The 23421-nt window shown below is 59.7% G+C and carries 20 protein-coding genes and 1 pseudogene; 4 read left to right on the plus strand and 17 right to left on the minus strand.

The window, feature by feature from the left end; genetic code table 11:
• Positions 1–351 precede the first annotated feature (351 nt).
• Complete coding sequence (gene amt / locus BN1123_RS19250) at positions 352–1767, plus strand: ammonium transporter (RefSeq protein WP_042029058.1); 1416 nt, start codon at positions 352–354, stop codon at positions 1765–1767.
• Between the two features lie 76 nt (positions 1768–1843).
• Here amt and BN1123_RS19255 read toward each other — a convergent pair whose 3' ends face one another.
• The 9 genes and pseudogenes from BN1123_RS19255 to BN1123_RS19295 form a co-directional block, all read right to left on the minus strand.
• A complete protein-coding gene (locus tag BN1123_RS19255) occupies positions 1844–2311 on the minus strand; it encodes an outer membrane lipoprotein (RefSeq protein ID WP_026455841.1) in 468 nt (155 codons plus the stop codon).
• A 98-nt stretch (positions 2312–2409) separates the two neighbouring features.
• Positions 2410–2907, minus strand: coding sequence for a GNAT family N-acetyltransferase (locus tag BN1123_RS19260; protein ID WP_042029059.1), 498 nt, complete (start codon positions 2905–2907; stop codon positions 2410–2412).
• Between the two features lie 101 nt (positions 2908–3008).
• Complete coding sequence (locus BN1123_RS19265) at positions 3009–3413, minus strand: nitrous oxide-stimulated promoter family protein (protein WP_026455843.1); 405 nt, start codon at positions 3411–3413, stop codon at positions 3009–3011.
• A gap of 88 nt (positions 3414–3501) precedes the next feature.
• The gene (locus BN1123_RS19270; protein ID WP_042029060.1) at positions 3502–5304 is read right to left on the minus strand and encodes an aminopeptidase P family protein; all 1803 of its coding nucleotides are present in this window, start codon (positions 5302–5304) and stop codon (positions 3502–3504) included.
• Positions 5305–5336: 32 nt separating this feature from the next.
• On the minus strand, positions 5337–6002 hold the full coding sequence (locus BN1123_RS19275) for a GntR family transcriptional regulator (RefSeq protein ID WP_042029061.1): 666 nt from the start codon (positions 6000–6002) through the stop codon (positions 5337–5339).
• Between the two features lie 190 nt (positions 6003–6192).
• Positions 6193–7817 (minus strand): annotated as a pseudogene (gene pckA, locus BN1123_RS19280) (phosphoenolpyruvate carboxykinase (ATP)).
• Positions 7818–7965: 148 nt separating this feature from the next.
• Entirely contained in the window at positions 7966–8850 is an 885-nt protein-coding gene (hslO, locus tag BN1123_RS19285) for an Hsp33 family molecular chaperone HslO (RefSeq protein WP_042029062.1), read from the minus strand.
• 86 nt (positions 8851–8936) lie between these two features.
• On the minus strand, positions 8937–9335 hold the full coding sequence (gene hslR, locus BN1123_RS19290) for a ribosome-associated heat shock protein Hsp15 (RefSeq protein WP_026455848.1): 399 nt from the start codon (positions 9333–9335) through the stop codon (positions 8937–8939).
• Positions 9336–9579: 244 nt separating this feature from the next.
• Entirely contained in the window at positions 9580–9957 is a 378-nt protein-coding gene (locus BN1123_RS19295; protein ID WP_042029063.1) for a hypothetical protein, read from the minus strand.
• A gap of 193 nt (positions 9958–10150) precedes the next feature.
• On the opposite strand from BN1123_RS19295, the gene BN1123_RS19300 reads away from it, so the two are divergent.
• Positions 10151–11548: a bifunctional NUDIX hydrolase/phosphatase PAP2 family protein gene (locus BN1123_RS19300; protein WP_042029064.1), complete on the plus strand. Its 1398-nt coding sequence runs from the start codon at positions 10151–10153 to the stop codon at positions 11546–11548.
• Positions 11545–12636: an AI-2E family transporter YdiK gene (gene ydiK, locus BN1123_RS19305; RefSeq protein ID WP_042029066.1), complete on the plus strand. Its 1092-nt coding sequence runs from the start codon at positions 11545–11547 to the stop codon at positions 12634–12636. Before BN1123_RS19300 ends, ydiK begins: the two co-directional genes overlap by 4 nt.
• A 248-nt stretch (positions 12637–12884) precedes the next feature.
• Here ydiK and BN1123_RS21095 read toward each other — a convergent pair whose 3' ends face one another.
• The 3 genes from BN1123_RS21095 to BN1123_RS21555 form a co-directional block, all read right to left on the minus strand.
• Positions 12885–14267 (minus strand): hypothetical protein, encoded by a 1383-nt coding sequence (locus BN1123_RS21095; RefSeq protein ID WP_082037579.1) that lies wholly within the window; start codon positions 14265–14267, stop codon positions 12885–12887.
• The gene (locus tag BN1123_RS19315; protein ID WP_042029068.1) at positions 14264–14743 is read right to left on the minus strand and encodes a membrane protein; all 480 of its coding nucleotides are present in this window, start codon (positions 14741–14743) and stop codon (positions 14264–14266) included. Before BN1123_RS19315 ends, BN1123_RS21095 begins: the two co-directional genes overlap by 4 nt.
• 154 nt (positions 14744–14897) lie before the next feature.
• A complete protein-coding gene (locus BN1123_RS21555) occupies positions 14898–15710 on the minus strand; it encodes a hypothetical protein (RefSeq protein WP_156130741.1) in 813 nt (270 codons plus the stop codon).
• A gap of 454 nt (positions 15711–16164) precedes the next feature.
• Here BN1123_RS21555 and dhaR point away from each other — a divergent pair, with 454 nt between their 5' ends.
• Complete coding sequence (gene dhaR / locus BN1123_RS19325) at positions 16165–18066, plus strand: dihydroxyacetone kinase operon transcriptional regulator DhaR (protein WP_042029102.1); 1902 nt, start codon at positions 16165–16167, stop codon at positions 18064–18066.
• An 87-nt stretch (positions 18067–18153) separates the two neighbouring features.
• On the opposite strand, the gene BN1123_RS19330 is transcribed toward dhaR, so the two are convergent.
• From BN1123_RS19330 to BN1123_RS19350, 5 genes are all read right to left on the minus strand, one after another.
• Positions 18154–19236 (minus strand): glycerol dehydrogenase, encoded by a 1083-nt coding sequence (locus tag BN1123_RS19330; RefSeq protein WP_042029071.1) that lies wholly within the window; start codon positions 19234–19236, stop codon positions 18154–18156.
• A 136-nt stretch (positions 19237–19372) separates the two neighbouring features.
• Positions 19373–20089, minus strand: a complete 717-nt coding sequence (gene dhaM, locus BN1123_RS19335; protein ID WP_042029073.1) for a dihydroxyacetone kinase phosphoryl donor subunit DhaM — start codon at positions 20087–20089, stop codon at positions 19373–19375.
• A 2-nt stretch (positions 20090–20091) separates the two neighbouring features.
• Positions 20092–20721, minus strand: coding sequence for a dihydroxyacetone kinase subunit DhaL (dhaL, locus tag BN1123_RS19340; protein WP_042029074.1), 630 nt, complete (start codon positions 20719–20721; stop codon positions 20092–20094).
• A 9-nt stretch (positions 20722–20730) separates the two neighbouring features.
• The gene (dhaK, locus tag BN1123_RS19345) at positions 20731–21801 is read right to left on the minus strand and encodes a dihydroxyacetone kinase subunit DhaK (RefSeq protein ID WP_042029076.1); all 1071 of its coding nucleotides are present in this window, start codon (positions 21799–21801) and stop codon (positions 20731–20733) included.
• A 230-nt stretch (positions 21802–22031) separates the two neighbouring features.
• Positions 22032–23390: an NCS2 family permease gene (locus tag BN1123_RS19350; RefSeq protein WP_042029078.1), complete on the minus strand. Its 1359-nt coding sequence runs from the start codon at positions 23388–23390 to the stop codon at positions 22032–22034.
• Positions 23391–23421 lie beyond the last annotated feature (31 nt).

Raw genomic sequence — 23421 nt, forward strand, 5'->3', positions numbered from 1 at the left:
ATTTGGCTGCGCCGTTCTGGTGCGCCCGCCATGACCTGCCCTGTCACGGGGCGGTCGAGGGCTGGATGGCGCATCTCGTGCGCCAACTTGGTGCGTCAAGTGCTAGGTTGTAAGTTAATCACTTGATTTTATTGGGTTTTAATTTTTGGCTCACTTTATGCTTTTTATCTGTCAGGTGGTGTCTGCGGCCATCGGTGACAGCAGTCATGATGGCGCTCCTGTGCAGACCCCTCCCCGTGCCGGGCACGGGCGTGATTTTGGCAAGCCGTGAACAGTGCTGCGGCCGCCACGGATTCAATCAAGGAAACGGAGCCGGTCATGGACCGGCACGACAGGGAAGGAGAGTGCTCTATGGTCAAAAAATGGATGATGGCGGGTTTGCCAATACTGTCTGCCTTGCTGGTTACCCCAAGTTGGGCCGAAGAGGTCGCTCAGGTGCAGGCTGCGGCCACTATCACCATCAACAAGGGGGACAATACCTGGATGCTGCTGTCGGCAGCGCTGGTGATCCTGATGTCGATCCCCGGTCTGGCGCTCTTCTACGGCGGCCTGGTTCGCGCCAAGAACATGCTGAGCGTATTGATGCAGGTATTCACTCTGTTTGCCCTCATCTGCGTGCTGTGGGTGATATACGGTTATTCGCTGGCCTTCACCGAAGGAGGCAGCTTCTACGGATCCTTCAGCAAGGTGCTGCTCGCGGGGGTCACGCCTGATTCTATCGCCGCCACCTTCAGCAAGGGGGTCGGCATCAGCGAATTCATCTACGTGGTGTTCCAGGGGGCATTTGCCGCCATCACCTGCGGCCTGATCGTGGGAGCCTTTGCCGAGCGCATCAAGTTCTCCGCCGTGCTGCTGTTTTCGGTGATCTGGTTTACCTTCGCCTATATCCCGCTGGCCCACATGGTGTGGTACTGGGCGGGCCCCGATGCCTACACGGACGCCGCCGCAGCTGATGCTGCAAACGCCACCGCGGGCTATCTGTTCCAGCATGGGGCCCTCGACTTTGCCGGTGGCACAGTGGTGCATATCAACGCCGCCGTGGCCGGTCTGGTCGGCGCCTATCTGGTGGGTAAACGCCTGGGTTACGGTCGCGATCCCATGACTCCCCACAGCCTCACCATGACCATGATCGGGGCCTCCCTGCTCTGGTTTGGCTGGTTCGGTTTCAACGCGGGGTCGGCTCTGGAGGCCAATGGCACGGCGGCGCTGGCCTTCGTGAACACCTGGGTGGCCCCAGCGGGTGCGGCCCTTTCCTGGACCTTGGCCGAGTGGGTGATGAAGGGACGTCCTTCCCTGCTGGGCGCCGCTTCCGGTGCCGTCTCCGGTCTGGTGGTGATCACGCCGGCGGCCGGTTTCGTCGGGGTCGGTGGCGGTCTGGTGATGGGCCTCATAAGTGGCGTAGCCGGCCTGTGGGGGGTGCACGGTCTCAAGCGCTGGCTGGGCGCTGACGACAGCCTGGACGTGTTCGGGGTGCACGGGGTGTGCGGCATCCTGGGGGCCCTGCTGACCGGTGTCTTTGCCAGCCCGGACCTGGGCGGTACCGGGGTGTGGGACTATGTCTCCAACCAGGTGGCCGATGGTTACTCCATCCTGGCCCAGGTGAAGGTTCAGGCCATCGGGGTGGGGGTCACCATCCTCTGGTCCGGCGCCGTGGCTGCGGTGGCCTACAAGGTGATCGACATGGTGATCGGATTGCGGGTGAAGGACGATGCAGAGCGGGAGGGGCTGGATGTCACCACCCACGGCGAGAAGGCCTACAGCATGTGATCCTGGTTATGCCAGAACACAAAAAACCGCCGGGAGACCGGCGGTTTTTCATTGTTATCGAGAGAGGGGGAGCTGCTTAGTTGACCACGGCGACGTTGATGGTGCCGTTGCCCTGGGTCATGCGAACCCGGGCGCCCGGGACGAAGGTCGGGCTGGCTTTCTGGACCACCACGATGGATTCCCCGGTCTCTTTCTTGATCTCGAGCTCGACGCCATCAACCTGGTTGAACTTGTCTCCGGCGGCCTTGCCTGCGGCTGCACCGGCGATGGCGCCCCCGGCTGCAGCCAGGTCACGGCCGGTACCGCCGCCAATGGTGCTGCCCAGCAGGCCGCCGACCACGGCGCCACCTATGGTGCCGAGCAGGGCGTTCTCTTCGGCCTGGATCTTGACCGGGCGGGTCGAGATGATGGTGCCGTAGCTGACGGTTTGTACCTGTTTGGCGCGATCCTTGGTGTAGACATCGCCGGAGTAAACATCGCTATTGGCGCAGCCAGTGATGGTGGTGGCGGCAAGCATGGCAATGATGGTCATACGTTTAAACATGGTGGTTCTCCTGCACTGCACACAATTTGAACAATCTGGTTGGTGAGTCGCACTCTACTCCAACCCGGTTGCACATGAAATTGGCAAAATGTAACCAATTATGTGTCCTGAGGGTGGCTTTGTCCTTGAATCCAGCCTGTACCAGAGAGTTTTTTCGCCAGCACCAGACGATCTTCTCCCGGGCCGAAGTAGCCTGCGACTTCCTCCATCAACTGGTAGCCGAGGCGGTAGTAGAGACGCTGGGCCGGGTTGGCGGGATCGACGGTGAGGCGCAGCTCGTCGACGTTCAGGGCGCGCTGGTTGACCTCCATCTGGCGCATCATCCGCTCGGCCAGACCGAATCCGCGTGCCTCTGGCAGCACCGCCAGCGACAGCACCCAGCCTTGCGCGCGATCCTGGCCAAATCCCCCCAGCACATAGCCCACCAGATGCCCTTCATGCTCTGCCACCAGCAGCAGCTGTGGCCACAGATCCATGGCCTGGCGGAAGAAAAAGGCCGGATAGAGATCCTCGCCAAAGACCTTGGCATCGATCTGCCAGATCCCGTGCATGTCGGCATGGGTGGCGGTGCGCAAAACGGGCGGGGTGTGGTGCATCAGGACTCCATGGTTGCAGCAGTTCGCCGTTGAGCGGGAGGTCAACGGCAATAAAGGAGTCATAGGGTACTGGCCATCCCTTGCCCGATGCAAGGGGGCATTCAGGGGGGCAGCGGGCGACTGTGGGGCAGTTTGGGGGCCTTGCGCAAGCGGTCGAGCAGGTGGCGCAGGGTTAGCCAGGGGTGATGCCACAACATGCGCGGGCCGCTCCATTTCATGACCTGGAGGATCTGCTTGCGCATCGCGGAGGCGTAACAGTGAATGCTGCAGTTGGCGCAGGTCGGTTTGTGATCGTGGCCATAGCGACAGCGATTGAGCCTTTGGTAGGCAAAATCCCTGAGCTGGTGGCAGCGTTGGCAATGGGGATCCTGGTGATGATGCTGGCAGTAGAGGCGGATCATGGCGCTGACCGTCTTTTGCTCGCGCATCAGTCTGGGGTGGTCACTCGTCTCGCTGTGGGTAGCAGCGTGTGAGCCCCCGGCTGGGCTGGCATGATGACTTTTCATGAGCGCCATTTTCCTGACCCGCCCGCCGAGGGTGTTGATACAGGTCAAAAGGGGGGGCAAAAAAACAGGGCCCGTGGGCCCTGTGTCATCAGATGAGGCTGGTTGCCTGCTCAAGCCAGGCGAGATCGTCCCCGTCGAGCAGCGGGCTCAGGCGGCGGAACACCTCGGCATGGTATTCGTTGATCCAGCGGAACTCGTCCTGGCTCAGCAGGCTGCGATCGATGAGGCGGATATCGAACGGCACATAGGTCAGGCGCTCGAAGCCCAGCATCGGCAGCTCGCCGACCTGCTCCTGCTCGGTCACCACCACCAGATTCTCACAGCGGATGCCGAAGGCATCTTCCCGGTAGTAACCCGGTTCGTTGGAGAGCACCATGCCCGGTTGCAGGGGGACCATGCTCCCTTTTGGAGAGATGCGCTGCGGACCTTCGTGCACGCTGAGGAAGTGGCCGACCCCGTGACCGGTACCATGGTCATAGTTGTAGCCGGCTTGCCACAGCGGCATGCGGGCCAGCACGTCGAGCTGGATACCGGCGGTGCCGCGCGGGAAGCGGGCCTGATCCAGGGCGATGTGGCCCTGCAGCACCCGGGTGAACATGGCCTTATGTTCGTCGGTCACCTCGCCCACCTTGATGGTGCGGGTGATATCGGTGGTGCCGTCCAGATACTGACCGCCGGAGTCCACCAGATAGAGGCTGTCCTGACCGAAGGGGCGCGGTGTGCCGTTGCCATGGTGGTAGTGGCACATGGCGGCGTTGGGGCCCAGCGCCGAGATGGTATCGAAGCTCGGCTCGATATAGTGTTCCTGCTCGCGGCGGAAGGCTTCCAGCTGGTCGGCCAGGGTGCCTTCGTCCATGCCCTCGAAGGAGCCTGCGGCGATCTGCCGATCCAGCCAGGCGAGGAAGCGGGTCACGGCCACGCCGTCGCGCAGGTGGGCGGCGCGCATGCCCGCCAGCTCCACCTCGTTCTTGCAGGCTTTCGGCAGCATGGTGGGGTCCTGGCCGGCCACCAGGATGGCGCCCGCCTCTTCCATCACCAGCTGGGTCCAGGCATTGGCGCTGTCCGGGTCGGCCAGCACCTTCTGCTGATCCTCACCGATGCGTACCAGCACGTCACCCAGCTTGTCGATGGGGTAGACGGAGACGTCCTGACCCACGTGCTGGCTGAAGGCGAAGCAGTCGATCTTGTCGGTATCGACGAAGAAATCCACAGTGGTGTTGGCGTACAGCACCGCAAAGCCCAGCACCACCGGCAAGCGCTCGATGTCGCGGCCACGCAGGTTGAGCAGCCAGTTGATGGGCTCGGCCTGGGTCAGCAGCACCGCATCCAGACCGCGCTTGCGCAGATCCGCCGCCAGCAGCTCACGCTTGGACTGGCTGGATTGGCCGGCCAGCTCCTCGCTGTAGAGAATGACCGGGCTCTTGGTCGGCGCGGGGCGATCGGTCCAGTGCAGGTCGATGGGGTTTTGCTCGACGCGCACCAGCTCGATGCCGCGCTCGGCCAGCAGCGCCTTGGCTTGCTTGTACCAGGTCAGGCTGTGCAGACGGGCGTCGAAACCGACCCGGGCGCCGGACGGCAGCTGTTCGGCCAGCCACTGCACGTGGGGGTTGTCATTCAGGTGAAGAAACTCGAACAGCTCGGCAGGGGTCTGCATGCGGGCCTGCACCGTATAGCGGCCATCGACAAACAGGGCGGCGCGCTGGGCCATGATGATGGCGACGCCGGCGGAACCGTTGAAACCCGTGATCCAGTCCAGTCGCTCGGCGTAGGCGGGGATGTACTCACCCAGGTGCTCATCATCGTGGGGGATGATAAAGGCGTCCAGCTCCTGCATGGCCAGCTCGGCCCTGACCTGGGCGACGCGGGTTTCAATCAACTCGAAATTATTCATATCGTTATGCCAGATGGTTGCTATATGAGTGTTCAGTTGTTGTGGCTGCTGTCCAGGATCCGCTTGATCGACTGGCCTGCGGCCTCGATATGCTGCTTGAGCAGCACCACCGCCTCGTGCTTGCGCCGGGCGCGGCACAGCTCCAGCAGCTGGGCGTGTTCACGCTCCGCCTTGTCCACGCCATCGCTGGCAAACAGCAGCTCGAAGCGGACATAACGGTCACAGCTCAGGTTGATCTGGGCGATGAGATCCAGTGCCTGGGGGCGGCCGGCAGCCTGATAGAGGGTGGCGTGAAAGCTGTGGTTCAACTCGGCCCAGTGTTCGATCTGGGTGCCTGACTCCAGGGCGTGATCGAACTGGGCTAGGATCGCCTCCGCTTGTGCGAAGGTGGCTTCGGTCATCTTGTCGACGGCATGAAACAGGGTATCGGCTTCCAGCAACGCTCGCAAATAAAACAGTTCCTCGATGGCCGAGGTGTCCAGCATGGTGACCACGGCACCGCGATGGGCTTCGAACTTCACCAGCCCCTGGGCCTCCAGCTGCATCAGGGCTTCCCGCACCGGGATGCGGCTCACCGCCAGCTCCTTGGCGATGGCATCCTGGCGCAAGGGGGCGCCGGCGGGAATTTCCCCACGGAGGATCCGGCCACGGAGGTTTTCCATCACCATCTGGGTTCGGGTCTTGTAGGGTGGGGTCATGGCAGGGTCACGATAGCGCGTTACGAAATTGTATATTGTATAAAGTTTGGCTGAATCTACCCCGTTGGGGCGAGCAAGGCAAGGTTTACGGGCGTCCAGCCCAATGCCAGCAGCGTTCGGAGCTTGTGTAAAAAACAAAAATGCCGGTCAGCAAGGCTGACCGGCATGATTCACTCGTCGCGAGGAGTTATTACAGCTGCGGACCTGCCGCCACCAGGCGCTTGCCCTCGTCGTTGTCAGTGAAGCGCTCGAAGTTCTTGATAAAGCGCTGGGCCAGATCCTGAGCCTTGGCATCCCACTCGGCCTTGTCGGCGTAAGTGTCGCGCGGGTCGAGGATCGCCGGGTTCACGTCGTGCAGCTCGGTCGGCACTTCCAGGTTGAAGATCGGCAGCACCTTGGTCGGCGCCTTCTCGATGGAGCCATCCAGGATGGCGTCGATGATGGCGCGGGTGTCCTTGATGGAGATGCGCTTGCCGGTACCGTTCCAGCCGGTGTTGACCAGGTAGGCCTCGGCGCCCGCCGCTTCCATCCGCTTCACCAGCTCCTGGCCGTACTTGGTCGGGTGCAGGGAGAGGAAGGCCGCGCCAAAGCAGGAGGAGAAGGTCGGAGTCGGCTCTGTGATGCCGCGCTCGGTACCGCCAGCTTGGCGGTGAAGCCTGACAGGAAGTGGTACTTGGTCTGCTCCTTGGTCAGCTTGGCGACCGGCGGCAGCACACCGAAAGCATCGGCGGTCAGGAAGATCACCTTGGTGGCATGACCCGCCTTGGAGACCGGCTTGACGATGTTTTCGATGTGGTAGATGGGGTAGGAGACGCGGGTGTTCTCGGTACGGGAGCCATCGTCGAAGTCGATGGTGCCGTCGGCGGCCACGGTCACGTTCTCCAGCAGCGCATCGCGGCGGATGGCGTGGTAGATGTCCGGCTCGGCCTCTTCGGAGAGCTTGATGGTCTTGGCGTAGCAGCCCCCTTCGAAGTTGAACACGCCGTGGTCGTCCCAGCCGTGCTCGTCGTCACCGATCAGCTGGCGCTTGGGATCGGTGGAGAGGGTGGTTTTGCCGGTGCCGGAGAGGCCGAAGAAGATGGCCACGTCGCCGTCCTGACCCACGTTGGCGGAGCAGTGCATGGAGGCGATGCCGCGTAGGGGCAGGAAGTAGTTCATCATGGAGAACATGCCCTTCTTCATCTCGCCACCGTACCAGGTGCCGCCGATGAGTTGCATCTTCTCGGTCATGTTGAAGGCGACGAAGTTCTCGGAGTTGAGGCCCTGCTCCTTCCAGTTCGGGTTGGTGCACTTGGCACCGTTCATCACCACGAAGTCCGGCTTGAAGGTCTTGAGCTCTTCTTCGCTCGGGCGGATGAACATGTTCTTCACGAAGTGTGCCTGCCAGGCCACCTCGGTGATGATGCGCACGGCCAGGCGGGTGTCCGGGTTGGCGCCGCAGAAGCCGTCGACCACGAACAGGCGCTTGCCGGAGAGCTGTTTGGTTACCAGGGATTTCAGATGTGACCACACTTCCGGGGTGATGGCCTTGTTATCGTTCTTGCCTTGGTCAGACCACCACACAGTATCCTGGGTAGTTGCGTCTTTGACGATATATTTATCTTTCGGGGAGCGGCCGGTGAAGATACCGGTGTTGACGTTGACGGCGCCCAGCTCGGTCACTACGCCGCGCTCGAATCCTTCCAGGTCGGGGCGAGTCTCTTCTTCGAACAGCTGCTCGTAAGAGGGGTTGCGTACAATTTCCTGGCTGTTTTTGATGCCGTACTGGTCCAGACCTAATTGTTGGGCCAGGGTGGGTTCTGCCACGATTGTCATTGTATTCTCCTGGGGTCAGAGGTTGTAGGGTTCTATCTGGCGTCCATCCTATCACTTAGGTGGTAGAGTTTAGCGATCGCCATCAAACTTTATAAAATAGGGTATTTTTTTGTTATTAAAGTTAAAGGCGGGTTTTGCCCGCCTTTAATTAGTGTAACTTGTTTGCATCATTGCCGGGAGCCCTGCTGAACAGGGTTTCGACGTCGATCCCATTAAATTGGTACTGGGCGCCGCAGTAATCACAGTGCATGTCGATCTTGCCGAGCTCCTGCACCATATCCATCACCTCTTCCTTCTCGATCTGCAGCAGAGCCCCTTCGCAACGCTCGCGGGAGCAGGTGCAGCGGAACTCGACCGCCTGCGGATCGAATACCCGCACCTTGTCCTGGTGGTAGAGGCGGTAGAGGATCTCTTCTGCTTCCAGACCGAACAGCTCTTCATCCTTGATGGTGCTGGTGAGCTGGGTCAGGTGGTCAAAGTCATTGCTGTGATCCTCGCTCTGGGCGGGCAGCTCCTGCAGCATGATGCCGGCCGCGCGCGGGGCACCTTCATGGTAACCGGTGCGGATCCACAGCTTGGTCGCCAGCTGTTCGGATTGGGCGAAGTAGTGCTCCAGGCAACCGGCCAGGGTGTCGGCGTCCAGCGCAATGATGCCCTGATAGCGCTCGCCCTGCTCCGGGGTGATGGTGATCACCAGCTGGCCGTTGCCGATCAGGCTCTGCAGCTTGTCGTCGTTTGGCAGCTCGCCCTCGTAGCGGGCCACGCCACGCAACTGCTGATTGTTGTCGCCGTTGATGACGGCCAGACGGACCGGGCCGTCCCCCTGCAGTTGCACCGTGATGGAGCCTTCGAACTTGAGGGTGGCGGTCAGCAGGCTGGTGGCCACCAGCAGCTCACCCAGCAGCTTTTGTACCTGCACCGGGTAGTTCTGGGCTTCCACCACATGGCGATAGGTGTGATCCAGCTGGACCAGCTCGCCACGTACTTCGTACTCTTCAAACAGATAGCGATACAGCAGATCTTGGTTGCTCATCATGTATTCCTGGGTTGTTCGGTGAGGTAAATCGGTCGGGTTGGCTCCTGCCTCGCGGTGGCCAGCCCGTCGTTAAATGGGTCGGGTCAGTATTGCTTGACCTTGAGCAACTGGCGCCGCTCCTGTTTGTCGGGGCGACGCTCCGGGCTCGGGGCAAACTGGCTGTTGAAACGGCGGGCTTCGCTGTTCTCGGCCCGTTTCTTCAGGCTGTCAGCCGTCTCTTCATAGAGTTGCTGGGCCAGCGGTGCCGACTTGCGCTGCTCGCTGAGGGCCAGCACTCGCACTTCCCGTTCATCCTGGCCCTGCCAGAAGCGGATTAGTGCCCCTACTTCCACATGTTTGCCCGGTTTGCTGCGCTGACCATTGTAGTGCACCTTGCCCCCGTCAATCTGATCCCGCGCCAGCGAGCGGGTCTTGTAGAAGCGTGCCGCCCACAACCACTTGTCGAGACGAACCTCGAGGGTGCTTTCTGCATGTTTGGACATGAACGGGCTCCATAACGGGGAAAAGAGGCGGTCGATTATACCAGAGGCGATGGCCGGGATAGAAACCGGGCGACAGGGGAGCCGGCATTGGCGGGCATCCGTGTCACCATCATGTTGGCAGCCTGCTGATTGGAAAGGAGAAATATTGCCGGGCTGGATAAACGTCAGGGCTTGGCGCAACACGGTGTCGAAGGCATAAAAATGCCGCCTGGTGGGGCGGCATCGAGGGGCGGCGGGGCCGGGATCAGAAACGATCCTGTTGTTCCGGCTTGTTGCCCTGCTCTTTTTCGCTGTGTTCGATGGCGGTACGGATGAGATCCACCCCGGCGCGGATGATCAGCACCCCCATGTTGACCAGCTTGACGCAGACCCACATGAAGGCGATCAGCAGGATCAGCTTGAGCACTGTCTGGAACGCCTCCAGGAAGTTCTGCTCCAGATTGGCGGTCAGGCCGCTGGCGCTGCTCATCAGCCAGGTGTAGACCTCGCGCACGAAGGGGATGCGGCTCGGCATCTCCAGCACGTCGAGGGCGGCGGGCAGGGCCTGGAAGATGACGATGCTGCCAAACAGGATCAGGATGACACCGAGGGAGATGCCAAGGAAAAAGCCGAACTGTCTCATTAAGGGCTCCAGCATTTGCTGTGTGACATTGAGGTTAGCCCTCAATAGTAGGGAGTCACTCCTCTGACCGCAATCGTGGCGGCGCAGGAGTGAGGGGCAAGCCCGGGCTGGCAAGGGGCGACCGGTGCGATGGCATTGCCCGTTTGACGGATTTCTGGGAGGCTTGTCACCCAGCTTGTCTGAGTGACGGATCATGTTGAAAATCCTGTTGTTACTGTTGATTGCCCTGGGGGCCGGCCTGTCGGTTCAGGGGGCCGAATTGCCGCCGCAAACGGCGCCAAGTGCTGCCGTTTGCGCGATTCGGCACCAGGGCGATGTCTTGCTGGTGCAGGATCGCATCTCTTCCCGCTATAGCCTCAGTGGCGGCTATATCGACGAAGGGGAAACGCTGGTCCAGGCGGCGCTGCGAGAGCTTTATGAAGAGACCGGACTCTCGGGCGAGGTGATTAAACCACTGGGGCGCTGGCAGCGGGCGGAGATCTTCGCCTGCCGCACCCAGGAGCCGATAGTGGCGCAGCAAGGCTCGGGATTTGTCTCCCTCCTGCAGGCCCCTAATCTGGGTGGAGAGATCCTCAACGCCCGTCTGATTGCCATCGATAAGCTGCCCGCAGCAGAGCGCCGCTTTCCGGATCAGCTCGACTGGTTGCAGGGGCGGCTGGACGAGGTGCCCGAGAGCGAGGTGAGCTGGCAAGCGGACTTCGTGGCGCAGGGCAGTGCCCTGCACCGGGCCGAAATCCCTCTGATGGTGCGGTTGCAGCAGTGGCTGGGGCCTGATGTATGGTGGCTCTCGGTCAGCAACCTGTTTGGTTCAGGAGGCTTTCAGCTGGCCCTGATACCTTTGCTGCTGCCTCTGCTGGGCTGGCCACGGTTGCGCCAACTGCTGTTTGCCATGCTCTGGCTCGGTCTGCTGGTGCAGGTGGGCAAGGAGAGTATCGGCTGGCCACGTCCCTTCCATTTGTTGCCGGAGCTTGCGGCCAGCAGTGCTCAGGGATTCGGCATGCCGAGCGGCCACACCGCCTCGGTCATGGTGTTCTGGGGGGCGCTGCTCGGCTGCTTGTGGCCGGCACACCGCTGGCGTGCCACCCTGCTGGCGCTGGTGCTGGCTCTCACCACAGGGTTGGCGCGAGTCTGGCTCGGTGTGCACTTTATTTCGGACGTGGTCGTCGGGCTGCTGCTTGGCGCCCTGGTGCTGGCGATGCGAAGCGCCTGGCGCCATGACGCCCGAACCGCTGGCTGGCTGGTGCTGACCACGTTTGCCTTGATTGGTGCTGGTTGGGCCCAGTCGACTCATTTGGCTGGGATTGGCGTGGTTGCCCTCGGGCTTTGGCTGGGGGGAACCGCTTCGCTGGCACGAGATGGCCACCCTCCCGTGCTGACCGGTGTCGTCACGCTGGCAGGTGGAGCACTTTTGGGAACCGGCCTGTGGGCCCTGCCGCTGCTTACCAGCAGTTCGCTGGGGATCCTGCTCGGCCAGCTGTCGCTCTTTTTCGGACTGGGGCTCTGGTTGAGCGCCGGTCTCTGGTGGATACTGTCTCTCCTGAATACTGACTCTCTACCCCGGGGAATGGGCCCCGATAAGGGAACGCTATGAATATGAAAAAAGTGGATCTGGCCAAGATAACCCTGGGGGTGCTGTTTATCAGCATCCTCATCATCTCCTGTTTCATGGTGCTGCGCCCCTTTCTGCCCGCGCTGGTGTGGGCCACCATGATCACCATCGCGACCTGGCCGCTGATGCTGATGGTGCAGCGCCTGCTGTGGGGCAAGCGCACGCTGGCGGCGCTGACCATGACGCTGGGATTGTTGCTGATGTTCGTCATTCCGTTGTTCATGACTCTGGCGAACGTGGCGGAGAAGGCGCCCATGCTGATCGAGCTGGGCACCAGTATCAGCCACTCGCCGCCGCCCGAGTTGCTCTGGCTGCAACAGATCCCGCTGGTGGGCGCCAAACTCTATGACTTCTGGCAGCAGATCCTGGCCAGCGGTGGTCAGGTGCTGTTTGCCAAGCTGGCCCCCTATTTTGGCCAGACCGCCCGTTGGCTCGCCTCCCAGGCCGGCAATCTGGGCCTGTTGTTTGTCCACTTCCTGTTGACCGTGGGGATCTGCGGTGTGCTCTATCACTCGGGGGAAATGGTCGCGACCGGCATCCGCCGCTTTGCCCATCGTCTGGCGGGGGAGCGCGGCGACAATGCCACCGTGCTGGCCTCCCAGGCGATCCGCGCCGTGGCCATGGGGGTGGTGGTGACCGCCATCGTACAATCCTCGGTGGCAGGTCTGGGTCTGTGGATCGCCGGCATTCCCTACACCATGGTGCTGGTGGTGGTGATGTTCATCCTGATCGTTGCCCAGATCGGCCCCTTCCCGGTGCTGTTGGCCTGTATCGGCTATCTCTACTGGAGTGGTGATACCACCTGGGGCACCTTCCTGCTGGTGTGGTCGCTGATCGCGGGCACCATGGACAACTTCCTGCGCCCCTTCCTTATCAAGCGCGGTGCCGACCTGCCCCTTATCCTCATTCTGGTGGGGGTTATCGGCGGCCTGCTGACCATGGGGATCATCGGTCTCTTTATCGGCCCCGTGGTGTTGGCGGTGGGTTACACCTTGCTGGATGCCTGGATAAAGGAAGGAGATCACCTGCCAGAGGCGACCGCTGTGGTTGAACCGCCCAAGGCTGAGTGAAAGTTCAACAATAAATAGCTGATGCAAAGAGCCGCTCATTGGGCGGCTCTTCTGTTTATGGCGATAGCGTCAGGCCGGTTGGTACAGGGTGATGCCGCGGCAAAGAAGCATCCATCTTGGCTGTGCTGGCTACGCGGCGTTTTGCTCAGAACGATGGGTGTCCCAATTTCCGTTGCCATAAACGGCACGAGGAACGAGCGTCCGGCGACCGTAGGGAGCGAATTTCATGGTCTTGTTAGATACTCTGCCTATATTGGAAGTTGTGAGGCTCGATCAGATAAATCATCCAACTCAGTAACTATATCTTGTATATCTTCAATTTCTTTTTGCGCAACTCCATCCCACAACTTGAGATGACGATCAAAAGCAACCCATTTAAGTGCATGAAAACCATTCCAAGCCAGCCCCATCCATGAAGCATAATTCGCATCCAAAATATTTTTTGTGACATAAACCTTTCCGGCATTAACTGAACTGCTAGTTCCATAAGCTAAAGCAAGCATTATTCTGAAGCGTGGATTCATTTTTAATGGAATTGTATCAATAAGTGATTCACCAAAAGGTTTATCATACAATTTCATTTGTTTTATAGCATAAAAAGCTCGCAGTATTACTTCCATTATCGCCATTGGAATGCTGGTCACAACAAATTGTCTAAAGTCATATCCATTTACATACATCCACTCTATTTGTTTCCCGAAGTTTGAATCGCCGACAGGTATTCCTTCAAACATGCGTAGGATACCCATGAAAGGCGCTGGCAAACCCATTCCACGATTGCCATTCGCAGAAGGTGCATTAACATCCGAAAGCAAATGGCCTAGCATTCTTCCCAGAAGCTGAAAAATACTTCCCTCTGTAGCTGGCTTTGTGCTAGGAAAACTCTTTATAGTACCATTAACCACAATGGTGCAAGTCCCATTTAACATATCCATTACGCCAAATATGAATCCCAAAATTGGGTCATGTGCTAAAGATCTTAGCCTATGATTTGTTGGATTGATTGATTTTGGCGGTGCACCAACAAGGTCGGCAATAGTAGAGGAGTCTGGCGCACCAGTCGGATTGGCCTTGCTAAGAGCCTCACTTAAATCAGGAGGAAGAATCTTGTTGAAAGCTTGTTGAACCCATTTATTGAAGACGCCATCAACTTCCTTCTCCCATTTTACTGTAGGCTTAGGTGGAGCTTTAACGAATAGGATATCCAACATTGCAGCAAAAAGACCACATGACCCTGCGATAGCATAATCCCATCCATCTAATCCATATTGGTCATTGAATGCTTTTACTCTTAGATTAATTTTATTGCTAACTTCCACTGAATCCTGCACAGTCAACACATCACTCAATAAAACACTGTCTTTAAAAGCATTTTCAGCCGCATTATAAATCTGCTCTAAACTCGACTCTACCAACTGGCTAGGCCGAGACATAGACTCTAAATACTTCTCCTTACTCTTAATAAAATCTGAGGAATTTAGTTCTTTTTCATTATCTATCAGTCCTGACAGTGCAGCCTTTATTGAATCTAAATCAGTATTTATTGATTCATGAGCTATAGATATTTTAGATGACCTTTCCTGCAAAAGTTTTATTGCTTTCAAATCTTTCTGATACGGGTCTTTTTTCATTTTGGTTTTTTCTTTGTAAGGAGGTCTATTGTTGCTTTAATACTTGCTATTTCTTCTTTGAAGAATTCAGCATTTTTCAAAAGCCTCTCTTGCACATCATACAGTTTTCGAATTGCGGTGCCCAAAGCCACTGCCAGCTTTGCATTTTTCTTCTTCTTAGCAATGGCATATGCCCCAACGCCAAGGATTGCAACAGGCGCAGCAAGAACGCCTATTCCAGCAGCCATCCCACCACCAACAAGTGCGCCTGCTGCGGATAAGCCTGATGTTATGCCTGCAGCAGACAGCCCGACGACTTTGCCGCCAAAATAAAGAGCCCCCAATGATCCTAGGGCTCCTGTACCAGAACCCAATACAGTAGCCAATCCCTCAGTAATGCCCGGATAATCATTCTCTAAAGAATTAAGGACGGACGAAACCTCTTCTGTTGCTTGCTTCCTGATTTTTTCAATTTGCTCTTGTGTCATGTTTTCCATCATCATCTCCAGATTTAGCTAGCTCTTGATTAATTATCTAACGCCCTGTTAAGGGATGAGCAACGCAATACCAAAGCCGCCGCATACTCCTTAATTACTAAAATCAACGCATAGTAAAAATGCCATGCGTTGCGAATCCCTCTTGAACAGTTTGTTAGGCGATATTATCAACCTGCTTTTCGATCTTTTTCTTGTACATATCAAAAGGGAACAAACCATCAAATATCATATTTCTCATATCTGGTAAACTTTCAATTGAAGCATGAACTGCAACAGGAGAATATTTAAACTTGGTATCACCAATAGTTACTAGCTGTGCCGGAAAAGAACTTTGCACAGTCTTAAGCTCTGATGCTCCAAGAATCAACATACTACTATGAGGAACTCCTTGGCTTAGCATTTGAAATCTGACCTCAGGGCTAATTATATCCTCTATTTCAGAAATAGCTTGTTCTGCTTCTTTAACAAGAATTATCTCGGGTATAAATTTCTTCTTATTACCTGAGTACGGTTGTTGTTTTAACGATATATCGACGATTGAAAATGGAGGAGCATAAACCCAAGCATGACCAGCAGTGAAGCTGCCGTTGTCAGCAGACCAATAATATGTTGTCTCTTCGCCAGAGTTTTCAGGAAATTCAATTGTTGTAGAGCCTTTAATACAAGCACACCAGACACCCTTGCGTTCAAGTATTCGGGCTAGTATCCCAGTAATATCAACACAAGCTCCCTCGCGTCCATTTTCCTTTAACTCATAACTCAATATTTTCACGATTTCCTGAATTATTGCTTCGGCTTTTTCAAGGTATTCATGTGAATACGGTTGCGAGTCAACAAACTTAGCGAATTTGATTAAATAACTAGGATCTCTTTGTTCTGCTTTTAAAAAATTAGGGTGATCATAAAAATCAGTTTTATCAACGGGAATTCCTTTATTTTGAAACTCTGTTTTTAATTGTTCATACATATTCTAAATGATCTCCATATCGCCTAACAGTGATTAGATGGAAGGCGGTACTAATCCGTTGATAGAGCCTTCCATATAACTCCGGTTTACCCTGACCGCCGCCACGAAAAAACATTTTAAATCACAGCATTGTCGACAAATCTCTGGTGCTGAACGCATTCGCCAAACATTTCCCTTTGGCTCCATTTTTCGCTACTGAGCAAAAATACACTTAAGGGGCGGCAATGGAAAGTGCCATCTGGCCTCCTCTTCATAAACAAGCCAGTAGTGTGATCGGGACGATATATCAAGAGAGCGAAGGAGTACCGCGCCTTCTGCCACTGGCTCGGTCAGCAATGTGTCGACGGTGAACCCGCCCGGAATAAGGACGGGGTTACCACCCTCTGAGACAGGTCACTGAATCTGGCCGGCAAGGGTGGTTAAATGAAGGTTTCTCCTTTTGCCGGATCTTGCCGTGAGCCTTTCGTCTCTTTCCCAGTCGCACCAACCCTGGCCGGAATATCTGCAGGCCTCCTGGCTGCGCTGTGCCCACCAGACCAGCGCGACACTCTGGCACCCGCCTCACTGCGCCAGGGGGCAGACTTTGCAAAGCCTGCGTCAGCGCAAGCGGGAGCTGCTCACCACCGGCGAGATGGCCCTCGAAGATCTCTACGAATTTATGGAAGAACGCCCCTGCGCCCTGCTGCTCACCGACGAGAGCGGCTGCCTGCTGGCCCGCACCGGCCACGGCGAGACCCTGAAGGCGCTCGATGCGCTGGGTTTTGGCCCCGGCGCCTTCTTCAGCGAGGGGCGCATCGGCACCAACGCCATCAATCTGGCGGCGCTGGAGGGGATGCCGCTCTGCGTCAGCGGCTCCCAGCATTTCAACCACACCCTGCATCCCTGGCACTGCTGCGCCAGCCCGGTTTACAACAGCAATGGCCGCCAGGTCGCCATCGTTGCCCTGATCTGCAAGGTGGAGGCGGCGACGGCGGGGGATCTGGCGCTCACCGTCAGTGCCGGCCGCGAACTGGCCCATCTGCTGCAGGCGGAGCGCCTGATGCAGGAGTCCCAGCACCATCTGAGCGAGCTTTACGCCCTGCTTGATGGCATGGATGACGGCGTGCTGGCCTGGGATCCCCAGGGCCGGCTGCGCTACCTCAACGCTCTGGCGGCCAGGCGGTTGCGGCTCGAGCCGGATCTCTGCCTCGGCCAGCCGCTTGAGCAGCACCTGCTGCTGCCCCAGCGACTGCAACTCGCCATCAAGGGGCAGACGCCGCTCAGCCACGTGGAGGTGACGTTGGAGCGCACGGGCACAGGGGAGTTCATCAATGCGCTGGTGAGCCTCAAGCCGTTGCCCGGGCCGGATGGGATCAGCTTTATCGTCCTGCTCCATCCTGTCGACAGGCTGCGGGCCATCCATCAGTTGCGCCAGACGGTGCCTGAGCTGTCGGCGCTGGTGGGGGAGTCGAGCGCCATGCGCAAGCTGCTGCGCTACGCCCGTCAGGCGGCTCAGGGGCAGGGGCCAGTCCTGCTGCGCGGCGAGGAGGAGGTGGGCAAGGCCCAGCTGGCAGAGGCCATCCATTTCGGCAGCGATCGGGCCGCCGGCCCCCTCGTCACCCTCAATTGTCAGGCATTGCCGAGCGAGCGGATGGCGCTGGAGTTGATGGGTTCCGACGAGGCAGGGCAGGAGCGGGCCGGCAAGTTCGAGCTGGCCCACGGCGGCACGCTAGTGCTGGAACAGATCGAGTTTCTGCCAGCCCCCATGCAGGCAGCCCTGCTGCAGCTGCTCAAGACAGGTCGCCTCCAGCGCTTCGACTCGGCTCGCGTGTTGCCGCTCAAGGTGCGGATCATCGCCACCAGCAGCGCCCCGTTGGAGCAGAAGGTGCAGGAGGGACGTTTCGGCCGTCAGCTGCTCTATGCCCTGCAGGCGTGCGAGCTCTGGTTGCCGAGCCTGCGGGAGCGCACGGCGGATCTGCCCGGGCTTATCAGCCAGCAGCTGGCGGCGCAGGGGCGTGAGCCGGTGCGCCACTTCAGCCCGGCGGCCCTCGACTGTCTGCTGGCCTATTCCTGGCCCGGCAATCTGGGAGAGCTGCGCAGCGCCATCGAGCATGCTTTGCTTCACTCCAGCCAGGCGCAGATCCCGCCGGAGGCGCTGCCGGCCGCCATTCGTCATGGCTATCGGCTGGTTGAAGACGAGGTGGTCGGGCAGCCGCTGCTCACCCTGGCCGAGCTGGAGCGCCAGGCCATCCTGCGCACCGCTCACGCCTGCAAGGGGCAGGTCAGTCTGATGGCCAGGCAGCTTGGCATAGGCCGCACCACCCTCTGGCGGCGGCTGAAAACCCTGGGTATCGATCCCGCCGACTACCACGGGTAACGGCTGTGCATTGGTCTGTGCCACCGGAAAGTCGCAAAACAACAAGGCCCCGCAATGGCGGGGCCTCTTCATATGGCCAGCGTGTCGTTACAGCCCCAGTTGGTGGGCGGTGACGATGGCCGCCAGCACATCTTCCGCAGTGACCTTGAACGGCATGTTGTGGATGGTCTCGCCCTCGGCGGTGGAGGCCCTGGCTACGTCCATCAGGCGTGCCATATCCAGCTCCTTGACCCCCATCATGTGCAGGTTGGTCGGCAGGCCCACCGAGCGGCAGAAACCCAGCACCGTCTCGATCTCCGCCATGGGGGCATTCTCCAGCACCAGTTGCACCAGAGTACCGAACGCCACCTTCTCGCCGTGGTAGAGGTGATGGCACTCATCAAGCTGGGTCAGGCCGTTGTGGATGGCGTGGGCGGCGGCCAGACCACTGCTCTCGAAGCCGATGCCGCTGAGATAAGTGTTGGCCTCAATGATGTTCTCCACCGCTCTGGTGCAGAGCCCCTGTTCCACCGCCAGCTTGGCCTTGTAACCATCGGCCAGCAGGGTCTGGTAGCAGAGCTCGGCGATGGCCTGAGCCGCCAGGGTGGAGGCGCCACCGGCCATGGTTTGGCAGCCGGAGAGCTTGTTGGCGCGCGCCTCGAAGTAGGTGGAGAGCGCATCCCCCATGCCGGAGACCAACAGCCGCACCGGCGCGCGGGAGACGACACCGGTATCCATGATGACCATGTCGGGGTTGGTCGGGATCATCAGGTATTCGCTGAACTGCCCCTGTGGGGTGTAGATGACGGCCAGCGCGCTGGTGGGGGCATCGGTGGAGGCGATGGTCGGCACTATGACCACTGGCAGTTTCTGGTAGAAGGCGACAGCCTTGGCGGTATCGAGCGTCTTGCCGCCGCCGATGCCGATGATGATGTCAAAGGGCGTCTGGCTGCAGCGGGCCAGCAGCCGGTCGATCTCGGGGCGGGAGCACTCGCCGTTGAAGCAGTCGAACTCGGGCTGGATCCCGGCCCCGTGGCAGCTGGTGGCGACCGTGTCACCCACCAGTCTGGTGACGAAGGCATCGGCCAGGATCAACGGCCTGCTGCCGAGCGCCTTGACGTAGTTGCCGAGATTGGCGAGGGCCCCGTTGCCTTGTACATATTTGCTGGGGCTGATGATGATGCGATCCATTTTCTATCCCTCTTTCTGTGAGAATCGGGGCGAAGTGTCCGGGGATAGCCCCGGAGCACCTCGTCTTGAAAAGGCGCCAAATGTGCGGCGAATCGGGCCGATACGGCGCCTGAAACAGCAGACCGGTGAGCGGCGGTCAGTCGCCGAAACGCTCATCGGCAAGCTGCCGGAAGCAGGCCAGTACGGCCTCGGCATCCTCTCCGCGGGCCAGCAGGGTCAGGCGATCCCCCTGGCGCACGTCGAGCATGGCGAGCCGGGTCAGGCTGCGGGGATTGGCCTCTTTCTCCCCCTTTTGCAGTTTCAACTCGGCGGTGAAGGGCTTGAGGCTGGCTACCAGACGGGCGGCGGGGCGCACGTGCAGACCGTGGGCATTCTCCACCACCACTTCGCAGCGCAGCCAGCCCTGCTCGGCTGCCGGGGTTGGGTCGGTAGTGTCTTGGGGCGCGCTGGTCGGCAGCATGGCCTGTTTCGGGCCCAGGGCCCCCAGTGCCTCGGCGGCCACCTCGTCCAGGCTGAGGCCGGAGCCGGCTGCCACCACGGCGGCCAGGGTGCCCTCGACCAGCGGGGCAGGGCAGAGTCGCACCCGGGCGCCCAGCTCGGGAGGCAGCAGCTCGAGGGCGGTCTCGGCGCTCAAGAGAGCGCTGCCAAGATCCATCAGCACCAGCACGCCGCTGCCGTCATCTGCTTCTTCGATCGCTCTCATCACGGCGATGGCATCGGTGCCGATGGGGTGGTCGGGGTCATTGACCCCGGCCGCCAGCCGCAACCGGGCCGGGCTACCCAGCTGACCGGCCAGTTCCTGCAGACCGGCCGCCAGGGTGGCGCTGTGAGAGACAACTACGATTCCTATCATGTTTACAACCTCGCTCTGTCACGCAGGGCGGTCAACAGCAACAGGGTCGAGGTGGCCCCGGCATCCTGATGGCCTATGCTGCGCTCGCCGAGATAACTGGCGCGCCCCTTGCGGGCCTGCATCTGTATGGTGGCCTCGGTGCCGGCGGTAGCGGCTGCCACCGCCTTGTCCAGTGCCTCGGGCAGCGGCAGATCCTGCTGCTCGGCCTGCTGCAGTGCAGCCAGGGCGGGCCACCAGGCGTCGCACATGGTCTTGTCGCCCGGCTCGGCGCGACCGCGGGAGACGATCCCCTCCACCCCGTCGCTCAACATCTTGCAAAGCTGGTTCAGGTTCAGGCTCTGGCAGGCATCGCTGCTGGCCGCGGCACGGATGAAGAAGGTGCCGTAGAGGGGGCCGCTGGCGCCCCCCACGGAGGAGAGCAGGGTCATGCCGGTGGTTTTCAGCACCTGGCCGATGTCCTTGTCCGCCACTGCTGGCAGCTTTTCGGCCACCTTGACAAAGCCGCGCTGCATGTTGAGGCCGTGATCCCCGTCGCCGATGTCGGTATCAAGCGCGGTGAGATAGTCACGCTGATCGGTGAAGATGTGCTCGCAGTCGAGCAGCCAGTTGACGATTTGATGCTTGCTTAACATGGACATTCCTTAGCAGCCGCGACGCAGGGCGGGGGTGTTAACGGGGGCATCCCACAGGGTCATCAGCTCATCATCCACCTTGAGCAGGGTGATGGAGATGCCGGTCATGTCGAGAGAGGTGCAGTAGGGACCGATCAGGTTGCGCACCAGATGAATGCCCGCCTCTTCACACAGGGCGGCGAGTCGGCCATAGACGCCGTAGAGCTCGGAGATGGGGGTTCCCCCCAGGCTGTTGACCAGCGCGATGACCCGGTCGCCCTTGTTGAGCGGCTCGATAAAGGTGTGCTCCTCCTGCCAGCTGCCACTGGCGCGATCCAAGTGACGCAGGGTACGGCCATAGGGACGGTTGTCAGTCAGCTCCTTGAACATGTCGTCCACCAGGGCGTTGAGGTCGGTGAAGGGGCGGCGCTCGATGCCCGGCTCGCCATGGATGCCGACCCCGAACTCCACCTCGTTGTCGGCCAGGGTGAAGGAGGGCTTGCCGGCGGCCGGCACTGTGCAGGCGTGCATGGCCACCCCAATGGTGCGGCTCTGATTGTTGACGCGGCGGGCCAGGGCCTCGCAGCGCGCCAGGTCATAGCCCGCCTCGGCGGCGGCCCCGACCAGTTTCTCGCACAGCACGGTCGTGGCGACGCCGCGACGGCCCGCGGTGTAGAGACTGTCTTTGACCGCAACGTCGTCATCGATGAGGGCGAAGCCCACCTTGACCCCGTCACCGTGCAGCAGTTCGACAGCGGTCTCGAAGTTGAGCACATCGCCGGTGTAGTTCTTCACCAGAAACAACACGCCGGCACCACCGTCGACCGCCTGGCCACACTCGTACATCTGATCCGGGGTGGGAGAGGTAAAGATCTCGCCGGGACAGGCACCATCCAGCATGCCCTTGCCCACCAGACCGCCGTGCATCGGCTCGTGGCCGCTGCCACCGCCGGAGACCAGCGCCACTTTGCCCTGTACGGGGGCATCGGCGCGGGTGATGTAGTGGGGTTCGATACGGACCTTGAGCTCGGGATGGGCGGCAGCCATCCCCATCAGTTGTTCACGGACCACGGCATCGACGGCATTGATCAGTTTCTTCATGGCTCACTCCTTGGCTTGCCACCGCATGGTGGGCAAATGGTTGGTGGAGCCAGTCTAGCGAGAGAAAGCGGGAGAAAAATGACGGCCGTTCCGGTTCGGATCTGAAACAGCCTGAGGACGCTGGTTGTTTCAAACTGAAACGCCGACGGGGGGAATGGAAGGGAAATGTTAGCCGGGTCACAACCACGAAAAAGGGCCCCCGCAGGAGCCCTTTTCGATAACCGGAGGTATTAGATGGCCCAGCCACCGGCGTAGAAGATCACCAGCGCCACGGCGATGATGACGGTGCCGATGTTGAGCTTTTTCCACTCGGCGGCAAACAGGCGGCCGATCACCAGCGCCACGAAGCCCAGCATGATGCCGGTGACTATGTTGCAGGTCAGCACGATAAAGACGGCGCACAGCATGCCGGAGAGAGCATCGACCGAATCGCTGAAGTCCAGCTTGGTGACGTTGCCCAGCATCAGCAGACCCACGTACATCAGGGCCGGTGCGGTGGCGTAGGCCGGCACCAGATAGCTCAGTGGAGAGAGGAAGATCATCAGCAGGAACAGCACGCCAACCAGGGTGGCGGTCAGGCCGGTCTTGCCACCGGCGGCGGTGCCTGCGGCCGATTCGATGTAGACCGCGGCCGGTGCACCACCGACGGCGCCCGCCACCATGCTGCTGACGGAGTCGGCGGTCAGGGCCTTGCCGCCACTGATGATGTGGCCACGCTCGTTGATAAGGCCGGCCTGGCCAGCTACGGCACGGATGGTGCCGGTGGCGTCAAACACGGCTGTCATCACCAGCGCCAGCACGGTGGGGATGACCACCGGGTTGAGGGCGCCCAGCAGATCCATGCTGCCTACCAGAGAGCCTTTCTCGCCGGTCAGGCTCGGCATGGCGAAGAAGCCCTGCCAGGTCACTTTCGGGTCGAATATGAGGCCGAGGATGGAGATGGCGATGATCACCATCAGGATGCCGCCCGGCACCTTGCGGCGCTCCAGGCCGAAGATGGCGGCCAGACCCAGTACCGTCATGATGACGGGGAAGGCGGTCACTTCACCGAGCTGGACCGGCAAACCGGCCCCTTCGTTCTTGATCACCATGCCGACGCCGTTGGTGGCGATCAGCAGCAGGAACAGGCCGATCCCGATGCCGGTACCATGGGCGATGCCGGAGGGGAGGTTGTCCAGGATCCATTGACGCACGCCGGTGACGCTGATCAGAGTGAACAGCACCCCCATCAGGAAGATGGCGCCGAGGGCGACCGGGATGCTCAGCCCTTGCCCCAGCACCAGGCTGAAGGCAGTAAAGGCGGTGAGGGAGATGGCACAACCGATGGCCATGGGCAGCTTGGCCCACAGACCCATCAGCAGGGAGCCGAAGGCGGCGATCAAGCAGGTAGCCACGAAGACGGGACCCTGCTCGAAGCCGGCGGCACCCAGCATGTTCGGCACCACTATGATGCTGTAGACCATGGCCAGGAAGGTGGTAAGCCCCGCAACCAGCTCCTGACGCACGCTACTGCCGCGCGCAGAAATGGAAAAATAAGAGTCCAGAAAGCCGCCGTTCCCTGCTTGGGCGGCCATATCTTGCTTTGCCATAACTAATCCTGAAAGTGTGAAGGAAATCGTT

It is taken from the genome of Aeromonas enteropelogenes, from assembly GCF_000819845.1.
Lineage (GTDB): Bacteria > Pseudomonadota > Gammaproteobacteria > Enterobacterales > Aeromonadaceae > Aeromonas > Aeromonas enteropelogenes.

Bases quoted from the DNA above. Each gene is read 5' to 3' on its own strand.
- dhaM (WP_042029073.1), bottom strand. From the start codon at position 20,089: ATGATAGGAATCGTAGTTGTCTCTCACAGCGCCACCCTGGCGGCCGGT.
- dhaL (WP_042029074.1), bottom strand. From the start codon at position 20,721: ATGTTAAGCAAGCATCAAATCGTCAACTGGCTGCTCGACTGCGAGCAC.
- BN1123_RS19315 (WP_042029068.1), bottom strand. From the start codon at position 14,743: ATGGAAAACATGACACAAGAGCAAATTGAAAAAATCAGGAAGCAAGCA.
- BN1123_RS19270 (WP_042029060.1), bottom strand. From the start codon at position 5,304: ATGAATAATTTCGAGTTGATTGAAACCCGCGTCGCCCAGGTCAGGGCC.
- amt (WP_042029058.1), top strand. From the start codon at position 352: ATGGTCAAAAAATGGATGATGGCGGGTTTGCCAATACTGTCTGCCTTG.
- BN1123_RS19295 (WP_042029063.1), bottom strand. From the start codon at position 9,957: ATGAGACAGTTCGGCTTTTTCCTTGGCATCTCCCTCGGTGTCATCCTG.
- BN1123_RS19300 (WP_042029064.1), top strand. From the start codon at position 10,151: ATGTTGAAAATCCTGTTGTTACTGTTGATTGCCCTGGGGGCCGGCCTG.
- BN1123_RS19255 (WP_026455841.1), bottom strand. From the start codon at position 2,311: ATGTTTAAACGTATGACCATCATTGCCATGCTTGCCGCCACCACCATC.
- BN1123_RS19260 (WP_042029059.1), bottom strand. From the start codon at position 2,907: ATGCACCACACCCCGCCCGTTTTGCGCACCGCCACCCATGCCGACATG.
- BN1123_RS19265 (WP_026455843.1), bottom strand. From the start codon at position 3,413: ATGAAAAGTCATCATGCCAGCCCAGCCGGGGGCTCACACGCTGCTACC.
- BN1123_RS19350 (WP_042029078.1), bottom strand. From the start codon at position 23,390: ATGGCAAAGCAAGATATGGCCGCCCAAGCAGGGAACGGCGGCTTTCTG.
- BN1123_RS19275 (WP_042029061.1), bottom strand. From the start codon at position 6,002: ATGACCCCACCCTACAAGACCCGAACCCAGATGGTGATGGAAAACCTC.
- BN1123_RS21555 (WP_156130741.1), bottom strand. From the start codon at position 15,710: ATGTATGAACAATTAAAAACAGAGTTTCAAAATAAAGGAATTCCCGTT.
- BN1123_RS19330 (WP_042029071.1), bottom strand. From the start codon at position 19,236: ATGGATCGCATCATCATCAGCCCCAGCAAATATGTACAAGGCAACGGG.
- hslR (WP_026455848.1), bottom strand. From the start codon at position 9,335: ATGTCCAAACATGCAGAAAGCACCCTCGAGGTTCGTCTCGACAAGTGG.
- BN1123_RS21095 (WP_082037579.1), bottom strand. From the start codon at position 14,267: ATGAAAAAAGACCCGTATCAGAAAGATTTGAAAGCAATAAAACTTTTG.
- ydiK (WP_042029066.1), top strand. From the start codon at position 11,545: ATGAATATGAAAAAAGTGGATCTGGCCAAGATAACCCTGGGGGTGCTG.
- hslO (WP_042029062.1), bottom strand. From the start codon at position 8,850: ATGAGCAACCAAGATCTGCTGTATCGCTATCTGTTTGAAGAGTACGAA.
- dhaK (WP_042029076.1), bottom strand. From the start codon at position 21,801: ATGAAGAAACTGATCAATGCCGTCGATGCCGTGGTCCGTGAACAACTG.